Annotated in this window: 14 protein-coding genes and 1 pseudogene; 9 read left to right on the top strand and 6 right to left on the bottom strand. The window is 36.0% G+C overall.

Annotated features, from left to right (window positions below):
• Both CDOM16190_RS07480 and CDOM16190_RS07475 read left to right on the top strand, forming a co-directional pair.
• Positions 1-1155: an LVIVD repeat-containing protein gene (locus tag CDOM16190_RS07480; protein ID WP_170019760.1), complete on the top strand. Its 1155-nt coding sequence runs from the start codon at positions 1-3 to the stop codon at positions 1153-1155.
• The gene (locus tag CDOM16190_RS07475) at positions 1139-2503 is read left to right on the top strand and encodes an aryl-sulfate sulfotransferase (protein ID WP_170019758.1); all 1365 of its coding nucleotides are present in this window, start codon (positions 1139-1141) and stop codon (positions 2501-2503) included. Before CDOM16190_RS07480 ends, CDOM16190_RS07475 begins: the two co-directional genes overlap by 17 nt.
• Here the strand turns inward: CDOM16190_RS07475 and CDOM16190_RS07470 are convergent.
• A complete protein-coding gene (locus CDOM16190_RS07470) occupies positions 2478-3107 on the bottom strand; it encodes a non-canonical purine NTP pyrophosphatase (RefSeq protein WP_170019757.1) in 630 nt (209 codons plus the stop codon). The genes CDOM16190_RS07475 and CDOM16190_RS07470 overlap by 26 nt on opposite strands.
• A gap of 110 nt (positions 3108-3217) precedes the next feature.
• Here CDOM16190_RS07470 and CDOM16190_RS07465 point away from each other — a divergent pair, with 110 nt between their 5' ends.
• From CDOM16190_RS07465 to CDOM16190_RS07455, 3 genes are all read left to right on the top strand, one after another.
• Positions 3218-4519 (top strand): MFS transporter, encoded by a 1302-nt coding sequence (locus CDOM16190_RS07465; RefSeq protein WP_170019755.1) that lies wholly within the window; start codon positions 3218-3220, stop codon positions 4517-4519.
• 77 nt (positions 4520-4596) lie between these two features.
• Positions 4597-5091, top strand: a complete 495-nt coding sequence (gene hutX, locus CDOM16190_RS07460) for a heme utilization cystosolic carrier protein HutX (protein WP_170019754.1) — start codon at positions 4597-4599, stop codon at positions 5089-5091.
• Positions 5092-5139: 48 nt separating this feature from the next.
• Entirely contained in the window at positions 5140-6360 is a 1221-nt protein-coding gene (locus CDOM16190_RS07455; RefSeq protein WP_170019752.1) for a BaiN/RdsA family NAD(P)/FAD-dependent oxidoreductase, read from the top strand.
• Here CDOM16190_RS07455 and CDOM16190_RS07450 read toward each other — a convergent pair.
• Complete coding sequence (locus tag CDOM16190_RS07450) at positions 6353-6814, bottom strand: GNAT family N-acetyltransferase (protein ID WP_249321577.1); 462 nt, start codon at positions 6812-6814, stop codon at positions 6353-6355. The two genes, CDOM16190_RS07455 and CDOM16190_RS07450, sit on opposite strands and share 8 nt — an antisense overlap.
• On the bottom strand, positions 6784-7770 hold the full coding sequence (locus CDOM16190_RS07445) for a DUF2156 domain-containing protein (RefSeq protein WP_170000843.1): 987 nt from the start codon (positions 7768-7770) through the stop codon (positions 6784-6786). Before CDOM16190_RS07445 ends, CDOM16190_RS07450 begins: the two co-directional genes overlap by 31 nt.
• 194 nt (positions 7771-7964) lie before the next feature.
• Between CDOM16190_RS07445 and CDOM16190_RS07440 the strand changes: the two genes are divergently transcribed.
• On the top strand, positions 7965-8837 hold the full coding sequence (locus CDOM16190_RS07440) for a DUF4198 domain-containing protein (protein WP_170019750.1): 873 nt from the start codon (positions 7965-7967) through the stop codon (positions 8835-8837).
• A 38-nt stretch (positions 8838-8875) separates the two neighbouring features.
• On the opposite strand, the gene CDOM16190_RS07435 is transcribed toward CDOM16190_RS07440, so the two are convergent.
• On the bottom strand, positions 8876-10072 hold the full coding sequence (locus CDOM16190_RS07435; protein WP_170019748.1) for a molybdopterin molybdotransferase MoeA: 1197 nt from the start codon (positions 10070-10072) through the stop codon (positions 8876-8878).
• A gap of 158 nt (positions 10073-10230) precedes the next feature.
• On the opposite strand from CDOM16190_RS07435, the gene yedE reads away from it, so the two are divergent.
• Entirely contained in the window at positions 10231-11298 is a 1068-nt protein-coding gene (gene yedE, locus CDOM16190_RS07430) for a YedE family putative selenium transporter (protein ID WP_170019746.1), read from the top strand.
• Between the two features lie 66 nt (positions 11299-11364).
• Here yedE and CDOM16190_RS07425 read toward each other — a convergent pair whose 3' ends face one another.
• Together CDOM16190_RS07425 and CDOM16190_RS07420 are read right to left on the bottom strand one after the other, a co-directional pair.
• Positions 11365-11799 (bottom strand): molybdopterin synthase catalytic subunit, encoded by a 435-nt coding sequence (locus CDOM16190_RS07425; RefSeq protein WP_170019744.1) that lies wholly within the window; start codon positions 11797-11799, stop codon positions 11365-11367.
• A gap of 1 nt (position 11800) precedes the next feature.
• Positions 11801-12028 carry a MoaD/ThiS family protein gene (locus tag CDOM16190_RS07420; RefSeq protein WP_170019742.1) on the bottom strand — a complete coding sequence of 76 codons (228 nt, stop codon included), beginning with the start codon at positions 12026-12028 and terminating at the stop codon, positions 11801-11803.
• 92 nt (positions 12029-12120) lie between these two features.
• On the opposite strand from CDOM16190_RS07420, the gene nspC reads away from it, so the two are divergent.
• Positions 12121-13260, top strand: coding sequence for a carboxynorspermidine decarboxylase (gene nspC, locus CDOM16190_RS07415; RefSeq protein ID WP_170019740.1), 1140 nt, complete (start codon positions 12121-12123; stop codon positions 13258-13260).
• 9 nt (positions 13261-13269) lie between these two features.
• A pseudogene (locus CDOM16190_RS07410) lies at positions 13270-14516 on the top strand (DUF2920 family protein).
• The last annotated feature ends 290 nt before the right edge of the window (positions 14517-14806 follow it).

Here is a 14806-nt window from a genome sequence, read left to right as displayed (position 1 = left end):
ATGCTGGATCCAAATAATAGACAAAAGAAAAAAATTGCAGTATATCTTAGCTTAATACTGATTTTTGTTCCTTTTGTATTTATTTATCTTAAATATTTGAGTGTTGAAGAAAAAAATGAGCCTATCGTAAAAGTAATAAAAGAAGTTCAGATAAAAGAGATAAAAAGCTCGGATGCTACTATCTACAGACAGGACTCTATAGGCGGCGTAATTCAAATTCCATTTGAAGTTCGTGATATGAAAATATCTAATGACAAAAAAAGATTATTCACTTTAGGGCATGATAGAGACGGTATAAGCATCATAGATATATCAAATATAGAAAAAATCAAGCTGCTTGGGCTTTTTTATTTTCCTGAAGCAAAGCATTATGTTGAAGATATTGACATAGCCGAGAGTAAAGACGGACAAAGTTTATATGTTGTAAGTCCTAATATCGGAGTTTTAAAGCTTGATATTAGAGATTTTAAAAATATAAAAGTAATTGCAAAATTTGATATGAAAGGTTGTTTTAGAATCAAGTTAAGCAATGACGGCAATCTAGCTTTTATTAAAACTATTGACGGTATGGCTATACTTGATTTATCTAAAGGGTATATGCAAAAAGTCGGAGAGTTTAAAGGTTTTCGTGGCGCTGCTCCTATAGAAAAGGGCGATATAGCTATATATTCTGATAAGTATATTTTTATGTCTGACTTTGAAGGTTTATATATGTTTGATATAAGCGATCCAAAAAATATCAAAAAAGTTGCAAGTAAAAAGGGCACCGGAGCCATCATAAGCATTAAAATTTCAGAAGATAAAAAACGACTTTATATGAACAAGCTTGAAAGTTTAGATGTTTACGATATCAGTGAATTCGGTATTATAAAACCACTGGGTAAATACATTGCAGATGGTAGATTATATAACTTTGATGTATCAAAAGATAGGCACAAGGCTTATCTGGCTATCAGTAGAGGTGGTAAAAATAGTATAAATTTATCAGGTGTAGATATAGTAAATTTGAGCAATGAGCTAGAGCCGATTAGGATGATAAAGCGCAATGCTCCTGAGGCAGAAGATGTCGTAATGCTCTTATCTCCGGATGAAAAATATATGATAGTTTCTACTGAAGTGAAATTTGAAGGATTTATAGGTGTTTATCAAAGATAAATACAATGACCCAAACAAGATATTTGCTGATAAAATATTTGTATTTTTATCTTTAATTATTATTGTTTTGTCTATTGTATTTTATAATTTTGGAGAAAAATTAGATATAAGACAAAAGCCTAAAGAAGCAAAAGTTATAACTGAGATAAAAACAGAAATTATAAAAGAGCCTCTTAATAAGAGCTATGAAAAACCGAAACCTCTTTGGGAGCTGCCATTTGCTAAAAATAACTTTGTATCTATTGTTGATATTGTTAAAACCGATAATGGATATTTGATAGCAGGAGAGCATAAACTTGATAGTCGTCCTGCTTTTTTTGTAGAAATAGACGAAAGCGGACAAGAAATTTGGAATAAAAAATTTACAAAAAATATTTCAGGAATTTTAAGTTTAGCTGCTGCAAAGATGGGGCAGTATTTTATATTGGGTCATGAAGAAGATGCCTATATGATAGATAAACACAGTCATCAGATTGTTAAAAAGTTTCCTCATATATTAAAAAAAGCAATATCAATAAACAACAATGAGATTTTAGCATGTGACTATCACAATAAACTTTATAGATTTGGTAAAGATGGAGAAATTATTTGGCAAAAAAATATTGATGCATCACATATTCCTGAAGATATTCATTATGAGTATATTTCTGACCCAAAAGATTTAAATAAAGATGCAACCGTAGTTGAGCATACAAGACCTGCAGATGTGATTAAAAAGATCATAAAGACTAAAGACGGAAATTTTATTTTGGCTGTTAGAAATTTAAGAATATTTAAATTTGATATGAATGGCAAAATGCTTTTTAACATTAAGCATGATGAAAACGATGAATATTTTTATGATATGATTGAGATGAGTGACGGTTCTTTAAATGTGCTGTTTTCTAAAGTTCTAAAAAATTCAAAAAGCATTAATATAATGAATATAGCAAGCGGCGGTAAAGTCATTTGGGAAAAGCAAATTTTTGAAAGTAAAAGTGGCAGAGCATTTGCATTTTCATTAGCCAAATACAGGAAAGATAACATTTTAGTTGCTATAAACACTGAAGAAAAGGGCAGGAATCTTGTAAAAATGATTGAGCTAAGTAGCAATGGAAAAATTATAGATCAAAAAGATATGCATAACATCGGAGAAGATCCGGCTGTTAATATCTTATTGCCTACTTTGGATGGCGGAGTGTTGGTTGGTGGAAGGACTAGCTATACTGTCTTTACTCCTCCTCAAATAGTAAACAATAAAGTCATCAAATTTTCTGATACTAGAAACTATGAAGCAATCTTTTTAAAAATTAGGGCTGATTTAAAATTAAGCGAACATAATTTTAATAATTTGATAAAGAGTAATTAAACTTCCTCTCTATACTTCTGAGCACAAATTTAGCCAATTCCAAGCCCTTTGAACGGTGAGAAATTTCAAGCTTCATTTCATCATCAAGCTCGCCAAGGGTTTTATCAAAGCCTTTTGGGACAAATAGTGCATCATAGCCAAAGCCGTTTTCGCCTCTTTCTTTAGTAAGGGAAGTTCCGTGCATAAAGCCGTGCATGCTAAACTCTCCAAATTTACTTGTAACCGCGATACAGGCTGTATAATACGCTGGCGATGAGCTTAAATTTAGCGCCTTTAGTTCTGATATCAGCTTGGCTCTATTTGCCTCGTCCGTTGCGATCTCGCTAAATCTAGCCGAGTAAATGCCAGGCTTTCCGCCAAGCGCATCAACACTAATGCCGCTATCATCGCTTAGAGCTATAAACTCATCTTGCAAATTTAGCTCGCAAATTTTATTATAAACCGCCCTTGCTTTAATGAGTGCATTTTCTTTAAAGCTATCTCCGTCCTCAATGATCTCAAAAGGCTCACAAATCTCACTTAAGGCATAAATTTCATACTCTTTTAGGAAACTTTTTATCTCTTTAACTTTGCGCTTATTTGATGTGGCTAGTAATATTTTCACGGTTTGCCTTTTTTCAAATTTTAATCGTGATTTTACCTAAAATCTATTTAAAATTTAAAAATATCTTAGCCATTTTAAGCTACAATCTCTCTTTTAAAAGGAAAATTTATATGTTAAAAAGTGTTTTGCCTCTATCTTTTATTATAGGAAGCAGATTTTTTGGTATTTTTATCATCTTGCCGGTTATTAGCGTATATGCCTTGGAGCTTAACTACTCGAACGAATTTTTAGTAGGAGTTTTGATCGGTGTTTATGCACTTACCCAGGTTATATTTCAGATACCTTTTGGATATATTTCAGATAGGTTTGGTCGAAAGATCACTCTGCTTTTTGGGCTTTTGATATTTATCGTGGGAGCTTTGATTTGCGCTAATGCGACTGATATTTACACCATGATTTTAGGTCGTTTTATCCAAGGAGCCGGCGCTATAGGTGGGGTTGCCACTGCCATGATAAGCGATAGCACAAAAGAAGAAGTAAGGGGCAAAGCGATGGCTATAATGGGCGCATTTATCGGCATAAGCTTTGCGCTATCTATGCTCGTAGCCCCAGTAATGAGTGCGAAATTCGGGCTTTCTAGCTTATTTTATATAAGTGCTGCTTTGAGTCTTTTTTGTATTATCCTTTTATACACTGCCGTTCCAAAAGAGAGCAAAACTTGGCATGAAGAGGAGAAGACTCCATTTTTTAAGCTACTTTCAAACAAAAATTTATTTCTTATGAATACTACAAATTTTATGCAAAAGATGTTGATGTCTGTAGCTTTTTTCATCATTCCTATCGCTTTGGTTCATAATTTTGGCGGAAGCAAAGATGAGCTTTGGAAGATTTATGCCGTTTCGACGGTTTTTGGATTTATCGCAATGGGTTTAGGTGGCGCAATGGGCGAAAAAAGAGGTCTTGGTAAGCACCTTTTGATACTTGGCATAGTACTATTTATAGCCTCTTACCTCTTTTTTGCTTTGGCAAATAGCGAGATAGTGTTTTGTATAGGTGTTGTGCTGTTTTTCGTAGGCTTTAACATGCATGAGCCTATAATGCAGTCAATTGCTTCAAAATTTGCAAAGGCTAACGAAAAGGGCGCTGCTCTTGGCGTATTTAACTCATCTGGTTTTATGGGTAGTTTCATAGGCGGAGTCGGGGCTGGAGTATTACTAAAATATTTTGATTTAGATGTGCTTTGTGCTGTTTTCATAGCACTTTGTATTATTTGGCTTGTGCTTTTAAGATGGCTTGATAATCCTGTGATATTTAAAAATTTGTATTTTGGATTAGATCAAGTACTAGACTTTGAACTGCTAAAAGACGAAAAAGGATTGATAGAGTATTACAAGACTTCGGCAAATTTTGTCGTTAAATACAATTCAACTCTAATCACTGAAGAGAGAATCAGAGAGATTTTAAAAGCTTAAATTTTTATTTAGCAATATTTTATTTATTCTTTATTAAATTTTGAATATAATTACCAAAATTATTTAAAGGATAAACAATGTGTGATTTAAAACAAAAAATTGACAAGCTTTTTGAAGATCAAAAGATGTCTGTTTATGAGGCTGCAAAGCAACTTGGAGTTAGCGAGTTCGAGGTTTTAAAACATAGAGGCAAGGACGAGTTTAAGCTTATTGGCTCTGAGCATTTGGAAAAAATTTTTGAAGAGCTTAGTAGCTGGGGAGAGATGAATTTCATAAAAAATACTCCTGAATTTATAATAGAGATTAAAGTTAAAGTTTCAAGCCCTAAAAAAGCTCAAGGATATTTAAATTTCTGCGGTAAAAGTGGCTTTTTAGGCGGACATTTAAAAAAAGATGCGATAGCCAATATAGGCTTTGCAAGTACTAAATTTATGGGTATGCTTGGACATAGTTTGCATTTTTACGGCAAAGACAATAATATAATCTTTAAGCTTTATATAAATCGCGACGAGAAGCACAACCTAGACTCAGAGCAAGAGAAGAAATTTTTCGCGCTAAAAGATAGTTTCTAAAAATTTTTTAGTCATCTTGCCATATATTAATTTTTAGAGGTTGGCAAGATGACTGCTGCAAATCAAATTTACGATATCTTAATCATCGGTGCAGGAGCTGCCGGGCTCTTTTTGGCAGCAAATTTGCACGGCAAAAGTGTAGCCATCCTTGAAAAAAATCCCTCCGCCGGTAAAAAAATCATCGCAAGTGGAGGCGGTAAATGCAACGTCACAAACCGCTATATAAGCGCGCAAAACTATCTTGGTGATGAAGAATTTGTCGCAAAAGCTCTTTTAAATTTAGATTTTAGCGAAGTGCTTGAGTTTTTTAGCGAGCTTAAATTTAAAGAGATAAAACAAAATCAATTTTTTTGCGCTAGCTCGGCTAAAGACGTTCTTGGCGTGCTTTTAAGAGCGTCGCAGCAAAGCGGAGCAAAGATATTTTATAACTGCGATGTAAAAAGTGTGTCTAAAATTTCAGATCCTACTAAAAGCGATGTTAACACCCATAATGGTTTATCAAATTCACAAAATGAAATCTTTGAAGTCTTAACTCACGGCGGGCAAAAATTCAGCTCCAAACATCTTGTAATCGCAAGCGGCGGACTTGGCTATAAGGCTCTTGGCGCAAGTGAGATAGGCTATGAGATAGCTAGCAGCTTTGGCATGCAAGTAGCCAGAACAGCTCCTGCTTTGGTCGGTTTTACGGTGCAAAAGGATGAGTTTTGGTTTAAAAATTTAAGCGGCGTTAGCCTAAATGCCGAAATTTCTTTAAGCGCAAAAAATCTAGCCGAGCGAAAATTTATCGGAGATGTTTTATTTACGCATAAAGGCATTAGCGGACCAGCGATCTTAAACGCTTCGTTATTTTGGCAAAAGGGCACGATGAGTTTAAATTTTCTGCCAAATTTTAGCTTTAAAAATTTAAACTCAAAAAAGCAGCTTTCTACGATCTTACCGCTTGCTAAGCGATTTACTCTTGAGTTTTTAAGGTCAAGAAATTTAGCCGATAAGAGCTTTAATGAATATAGCCAAGCCGAAAAAACCGAAATTTTAAAGCTGCAAGAGTACAAATTCGCACCTGCCGGCACATTTGGTTTCGAGCGAGCGGAAGTTACAAAAGGCGGTGTGCTAACAAGCGAGCTAAATCAAAATTTTGAGAGTAAAAAGCAAAGAAATTTATACTTTATCGGCGAAGTTTTGGACGTTACGGGCATGCTTGGAGGATACAACATACACTTTGCCTTTGCAAGCGCAAAAACTCTAGCGCGCCACTTTGATACTATTTAAATTCGCGCTTTGCTAACCAAATCATCTCTAAAGCGTCGCAACCGTCATCGTAGTATTTGCTAAGCGTTTTAGTTTGCTTAAAGCCAAATTTTTTATACAAATTTATCGCCGCTACGTTATCAACTCTAACTTCAAGACGCAAGCTTTCAAACCAGCTTAAAACCTCGCTTATAAGCGCTTTTGCAACTCCTTTACCTCTAGCTTTTGGACTAACTGCAAGCGAGTAGATGCGAGGAGTTTTAAGATAGGCAAATATCAAAATGTAGCCTAAAATTTCGCCATTTTCTTTTGCTGCGAGCATGAAATTTTTATCTATGTGATACCTAAAAGCTCTTTTTGAAAGAGGGCTGCTAAACCTATCAAAAGAGGCGCTCTCAAGCTCAAAAAGTGCCTTTATATCGGTTAAATTTGGCTTTTGTAAGGTCATTTTTGATAGATCGTGTATTTTACGCAAAGTTGCTCTGGTCGGTAGCTCATCTTTACTTTTTTAAGGTTTTCAAACCCCATGTCATCGCCCACGTTTATGAACTCGCAGCCGTATTTTTCTTTGAGAATTTTGCTAAATTCGCGAAATATAAACTGCGCGCAACCAAGCACTTCAAAATTCGTCTTTTCTATGATGACGCTTGCTACCTTATCGTTGATCCTCTCGCCGACCGTAAAGCCCTGCAATATGTCGTTGATGTATAAAACTATGCCGCTAAGCTCGAGAGCCTCGTAGTTTTGAAGCATTTTTTTAATCGCCGCTTTTTCCTGATACATGCCCTCCATGAACTCATCTGCTTGCTCTTTTGGTATGTATTTTATGCGCTCTTGCGCCCAAATATTAGCTAGAGTTATGATCTCTTTACTGTGCTTTGCGGGCTCTAGCGTCTCGATACGAAAATTTGGATAGGTGTTTTTAAATTTGTTGATCTCTGTGCGTTTTGTATGATAGGAGTTGCCCTTTAGCTCGATCAAACTATCGGTTTTGTATATGTAATCAACCAGCTTTTTTTCAAACAAGTAATCTTCAAAAACATCAAAGATATTTGCGCTCTCATCGATCATCACGGCAAATTTTTCAAGGATATTTTCAGCCACGTAATCAATCCTTGAGTAGTGGCGCGAACTGTTGTTTAAATTCATGATTTCAAAGCATTTTTCCGTAGCGTTTTTCAGATTTTCAAACTTACCGATAGGTGGCAAAAGCATGCTAAGTTCACTTCCTGTCATCACAAAGAGGCAAAAGCAATCCTCTATGACCGCGTAAAAGCCGCTTGCGTTTGAAAGCCAGATATAATTTGCCGCAAATGTATAATCGCTTATGCTAAGTTCGATTTCATTTTGGAGTTTTTCAAGATATTTTTGCATACAAGGTTTTGTTGTAATGCTGAATTTTTCGAGGTTATAATCACCTATGACAAGCATTTTGAAGTGTTCCTAAAATTTTAAAATTTAGGCGCTATTGTACTGCAAATTTTGAGATTTTAAGCAAAAAATTTTTGAAATTTAATTTCATAAAAAAATCCTTTTAGCATTAAAATAAATCCTTTTGGCGATAAATTTAAATTGATAATATTCATCATAAAGACTATACTAGGTATAAATTTAAAGGAGATGTAATGAAAAATATAAAAATTTTCTTTTTAATTGCAGCGCTAGCAATAAACGCTTTTGCTCATACTTTTTGGATAAATTTAAGCGAGCATACGGTGCATAGACCGGGGCATTTGCTTGTAAATGTCGGCTGGGGGCATCAAATACCAATTGATGATATGGTAAATTCTGAAAACGGAAGCGTAAATTTACAAAAATTTCAAATGATAGACGAGAATGGAGTTTCAAAGCTTTATTTTCCTGAATTTAGTCCGCCAAAGCCGTTTTTGGAGGGTGATAAATTTAGTGTTTTTGAGGCCGATTTTGCCTTTAATAAAATTTCACTCAAAAAAGATATGCCTAAAAATGTAACTTTTGAAGCCGTCACAAAACCAGCTTTTGTCACGCAATACATCGATAAAAACGGCAAATCCAGAATGAAACAAAAGCCTCTTAATGAGATAAATGACGCTTCAAAGGTGCTTTTTGCGCTTAAATATCAAGCCTTTGCGAAGAGATATTTAAATTTCAATAGCGAACTAAAGCCTCTTGGTCACGCTCTTGAAATTATGCCAAGGGGTAATATATCTAATTTAAAAGTTGGCGATGAAGTTGAGTTTGAAGTTCTTTTTAATGGAAAGAAAATAAGCGTAAGCGATAAGATGAACGAATTTATAAGAGCTGATAATGAAAATTTAGGTCAAGTTGGCGGTACTGCTTATTATTCGTTTTTGATGAATGGAGTGGCCAAGATAAGACTTACGCATCCTGGCGAGTGGGTCGTTAGTATCTCTTACAATCAAAGTGTGACAAAAGACGGGGAGTTAAAAGAGCTTTTTGGAAAGACTAAGAATGTATTTCATATGGCTAGCCTCGCTTTTAATGTAAAAGAACGTTGAGGTATAATTTAGGCTCTTTTAAAGAGCCAAAATTTTCATTAAACCATCTTTAGAACTTCGACCACTTCGCCACGAGCGATAAATTCGGTCTCTTTTGGGATGATTAAAAGAGCTGCGTCGTTTAAGAGGTTATTTACGATAGCAGAGCTTCCAAGCTTCTTACCGTCTAAATTTACGTAGAGTTTGCCGTCGCGATTTACTAAATTTGCAGCCGTAAATTCCAAAAACGGCGAGCGTTTTTTATAATCTTCATCCATTATCGCAGTTATCTTTGGCTCGGGCAGATTAAACCACGAATTTATCAAAACTCGCACGTAAAGCACGCACATAACCATCGCCGAATACGGAAATCCGGGAAGCGCAAAGATATATTTATCCTCGCTTTTTACGACTTTTATATGTCTGCCTGGTTTTATCGCCGCTCCGTCTATTATTAGTTTAAAATTTTCATTCAGCGCGCCCTTTACGAAGTCGTAATCCCCCATGCTAATTCCACCCGTAGTTACTAGGATATCGGCACTTTTTAAAGCGCTGATAATAGCGTTTTTTACGGTATTTGCATCATCTCTTGCTATCTCGCAAACTATCGGCTCGGCTCCCATTTTGCGAACCATCTGTGCAACTGCTATATGGTTTGAGCTGTGAATTTGAGCAGGGTTTTCAAGCGGCTCGCCAAGATCTCTTATCTCGCTTCCGGTTGCTAGTATCGCAACTCGCGGGCGCACAAATACGCTTATGTGAAACATCCCAAGCTCTGCTAGCAAGGCAACCTCTGCGTAGCCTATTTTGGTGCCTTTTTTGATTAAAATTTCACCTTTTTTATAGCTTTCGCCTATCTCTCTAACTGCAAAACCTTTATTAACAGGCTTTTTTATGATAACTTTTGTGCCTTCTACTTCGACGTTTTCAACAGGTATGAGAGTATCGGTTCCTTCGCTCATAAGCGAGCCTGTGAAGGTCTTAATGCACTTTGCACTTTCTACCGTTATGCCTTTGTGTGTGCCAGCTGGAAGATCGGTGAGAAGCTCAAGTTCGCTGATATCTTCACTAAATTTAAAAGCATATCCATCCATAGCCGAGGTCGGCTTTGGAGGGTAGTTGTCTTTAGCCACGATATCTACCGCTATGTTGCGATCAAGTGCTTCGGTGATGGCTACCTTTTGCACCTTATCCCAAGGTGTGATGGTGGATTTTAAGATCTCTAAAGTATCCTCGTATTTAGCCCATTCTTTCATTATGTATCCTTAGTGTAATTATAGTATTATTTAAAATTTGCATATTCTATCATTTTTGATTTAAACGAAGCAGTAAAATTTATTAGCTTTTTATTTTCACAATTGTAAAATCACATCCAAGAAATCAGGTTGATTTTACAATTCTTCAAGGAACTTCAATGAATTTTGCAAATTATAAATGGTTTATCGCTGCCGGCGGTGCTTTGGGTCTTCTTGGTGCGATTTTGGTATACCTTGGTAACCCTGGAAATATGGGTGTATGTGCTGCTTGCTTTTTGCGTGATACTACAGGTGCGCTTGGGTTTCATAGAGCTGCTGTTGTGCAATATGTGAGGCCTGAGATTATAGGTCTGATTATTGGCGGATTTATTGCTAGCATGTTTTGGACTAAAGAATTTGCAGCTACTACGGGCTCATCGCCATTTACTCGCTTTTTCTTAGGTGCTTTTGCGATGATAGGATGTCTTGTGTTTTTAGGATGTCCTTGGAGAGCTTTTTTGCGTCTGGGAGGCGGTGATATGACCGCAATAGCTGGTTTGCTAGGACTTGCTGCTGGAGTTGGTGTCGGAATATTCTTTAAAAAGCGCGGATATGCACTCACAGAAGGTGAGAGACTCCCTGCAGCTATGGGATTTTTGCCTACTTTTATAGGAGTCATTATGCTTTTGGCTTTGGTTTTTGGATTAAAGCTTGGCGACAATGCACCACTGTTTGAGTCTGCTAAAGGCCCTGGATCTCAGCATGCCCCTATAGTTGCCTCGCTTGTTTTAAGTATTATAATCGGTGTTTTGATGCAAAAGAGCAAATTTTGTAGTGTTGGATCGTTTAGTAGATTATTTAGAAAAGACTTTTCAATGTTTAGTGGTATTGTAAGTGTGATAGTATTTGCAACTATTGCCAATATTGCTCTTGGTCAGTATAAATTCGGCTTTGAAGCTCAACCTATCGCACACAACAACTATATCTGGAATTTCTTGGGTATGGTACTGGCTGGACTATGCTTTAGCCTAAGCGAGGGATGCCCTGGTAAACACCTAGTTCAAATGGGTGCTGGAAACCTAAGCTCTGTAATTTTTGTTATAGGTATGATGGCCGGCGCTGCAGTAGCGCATAACTTTTTATTAGCTAGCTCTCCAAGCGGAATAACCGCGGCAGCACCTTGGGCTGTAGTTATCGGATTTATATTCGCTGTATATGTAGGATTTTTTCATAAAAAAGTTGCTTAATAGGTATTAAAATATTTCCAAACTACGCTTTTAAAATGGCGTAGTTTGGTGCTAATATAAAGAGGATTATGCCAAAAGTCCTGCGCCTTTGATCGCTTGACTTCGCTCTTTAGCGTAAATTCTCTCGCCATCTATGATGTCGTATTTCCAGATAGGCGCATTTGCTTTAAAGTCCTCTACAAATTCGTTTATAAGCTTTAAAGCTACCTTTCTTTGAGGGCTCACAACGCCTGCTACATACGAGCTTGTATGCACCGGCACGTCGCCTTTTGAGTGAGCAAAAAGCACATAAGCGTTTTCTTTTTCGGCTCTTTCTTCCCAACCCTTAAGCCATTTGGCTAAAATCGGCTCATAGATATCAAAGCTAAGCGCACTTATGCCACCCTCTTCACGCACTATGCCCACAAAGGTTATAAACGCACCGCAATTTTTGTCTTTAAATTCGTTATACCAAGCATTTGTGATCTTTTCGACCTCTAGGCTTCCTTCGTAAATTTCCATCTTAACCTCCACAAACCGGTGGTAAAATCGAAATTTTATCCCCATCCTTAAGAGGGGTCTCAAGAGAGCTAACTATCTCGTCATTTACGGCAACCGCGCAAATTTTAAGCCACTCGTTTAATTCAAAATCGGTATATCTGTTTAGCTTTTCTTTAACCTCTGCTAAATTTGAGGCCTCAAGCTTTATAGTATCGAGCTTGATGGGTCCTAAAAACTCAATTTCTACCATCATATATCCTTTAAAAATTTATCCCATTTTAGCCTAAAATTTTTAAATTTAGATATACTAGTAGACTTATATTTATAACTCAAAGAGAAAAAATGAAAGAAATAATAAATAGTATAAAAACACCTGCTTATGTCTGCGAAGAGGCGCTTTTACGCAAAAATTTAGAAATTTTAAAACGTGTTAAAGATGAAAGCGGCGCGAAGATTCTAGTAGCGCTTAAAGGCTTTGCGCTAAGCGGGGTGATGGATATCGTAAGCGAATATCTTGACGGAGCTACTTGCAGCGGCTTGCATGAGGCAAAATTTGCAAAAGATTACATAAAAGGCGAAATTCATACCTATTCGCCGGCGTTTAAAGACGAGGATATCGATGAAATTTTATATATCTCAAAGCATGTTGTTTTTAATAGCTTTAATCAATGGCAAAAATTTAAGGATAAAGCTCTTGGAAAAGGCGCTATATGCGGACTTAGAGTAAATCCTGAAAGCTCGGTTGCGCCGACTGATATGTATAATCCGTGCGGCAAATTTAGCCGTCTTGGAATAACTGCTAAAAATTTTAGAGCTGATCTGCTTGATGGTATCACGGGGCTTCATTTTCACGCGCTTTGCGAAGAGAGTGCCGAGAGCCTAGAGACCGTACTTATGGCGTTTGAAGAGAAATTTGGCGAGTTTATACCTAAGATGAAGTGGATAAATTTCGGCGGCGGACACCATATCACTAGAAAAGACTATAACGTTGATCTGCTTATAAAGCTGGTTAAAAATTTCCGCCAAAAATACGGCGTAGAAGTATATCTAGAGCCTGGAGAGGCGGTTGGCTGGCAGTGCGGATTTTTGATATCAAGCGTGCTAGATATCGTTGAAAACGAGAAAAATATCGCCATCTTAGACACATCAGCTGAAGCGCATATGCCTGATACCATACTAATGCCTTATCGTCCTGCGGTGCGCGGCGAGAGTAAAAACGGCAAATTTAGCTACCGCTTTGGCGGCAATACCTGTTTAGCAGGCGATATCGTGGGGATTGACGCGGGGGAAGCGGATTATAAATTTGATAGCGAGCTAAAGATCGGCGATAGAGTGATATTTGAAGATCAGATCCACTACACTATCGTAAAAAACACGACTTTTAACGGAATTAAACTGCCTGATCTGCTACTTCTTAAAGAAAACGGCGAAATAAAAACAATTAGAAAATTTGGATACGAGCAATATAAGGATAGGAATTAAAGAGATAAAATGATAGTCAATAAGAGCTATGAAATTGCTTCATGTGATGATGTAGAGCTTAATATCAAGCGAGATTCACTTTTGGAATTTCGTATAAGTTATGATGACGAGCGCGAGATAGAAACTATGCTATTTATAGTGTCAGGACTTGGCGGCGATGCAGATTCATCTTACAAACAGCATCTGGCCAAGTTTGCTGTAAAGGAATTTGGTGTAGCTGTTGTCATTGTGAATTATCATTGTATCGGAAATAGACCTCAAGTCGGTTCTGTCTTTTGTATGGATAAAATTGATCAGTATTATTTAGCTGCTAAATGCCAATAGGCGGAGATCTAAGCTCTTTAGAGAGTTATCAAATGACACAAAGCATTTTACTTGGTCTTAATCAAACAATATCTGACAAAAAAGCTAAAGGAGAACTTCCTGATGATTATTTAATGGAACTTTCCGTAACTATTCAGCCAACTAAAAATGAATATCAAAATTTTGGGATTATGCAAGCTCAAGATCTCATAAACACACTGCTTTTTATTAAAAATTCTCCGCCATTTAAAGTTTTTGGAGCAAATACGGATAATCTTAATATTATTATGCTGGGTAGCTCACATGGTGGATATTTAGCTCACATGGCTGCAAAAATTGCCCCGTGGTTAATTGACGGAGTGATAGATAATAGTTGTTATGCAAACAATCCTTTTTCTTTTATAGGATTTGGCAAAGAGGTTGACTATAAAAAATATTATGGCTTTTCAACTACACTATTTTTTAATAATATTAATATCTTTTGCTCTGATAAGACTTATTGGACCTTAAGTCAAAATTCGCCAAACTATTTCTCTGAAGCAAGGGAGGAGATACGTTATTTGTTAAATTTGGATCACTTAAAAATACAAAGTGGGTATCCAAAGCCAATTTACGTCAGTTATCACTCCGTAAAAGATACTAGTATTGCTCCAGCAAGCGACAAGGCGGAGCTTTATAAAATACTTCGAGAGTTTGGATTCGATGCTACTTTAAATATGATAAAAGATGAGAGTGAAATAGACGGTAAATTTATTAAAAATTTAGAACATGGCATGAATATGTCTATAAAAAGCCTTATTAAAAAAGAGCTATCAAAAATGAAAAAGCTAAAAAAAGTAAAAAAAGAGCCTTGGAACCAAAAAAGCATAAGTTATAAAAGTGTTGATTTGATATATAAATTTTATGAGATGGATGATAAGATAAATTTGGCAATTTCTAAAACAAAACAATAAAATTCATAAAAATATCATACTTAATTCTAGTTTTTTAAAATTTATACTATTTTGATAATAATATAAATTGATTTTAAGATTTGTTTCTAATAAAAAATAGTAAAAATTTGTTTTCAGGAATAGCTCTAAAAGCCCTAAAAATAGAGAGTTTGAATTATGCAATTAAGGCATATTTAAGCTAAAATTAACTTTTTGGGCTTATATTTTTTTAAGTATATTTGCTAAGCTTAGTCGTAGTATAGTTTCATTGTCGAAATTTTGGATAAATAGTTTTGGCTTTGAGATTAAAA

This window comes from Campylobacter sp. RM16190, assembly GCF_012978835.1.
Lineage (GTDB): Bacteria > Campylobacterota > Campylobacteria > Campylobacterales > Campylobacteraceae > Campylobacter_A.
The sequence above is the reverse complement of the archived record's forward strand: the minus strand, read 5'-3'. Positions and strand labels throughout refer to the sequence as shown.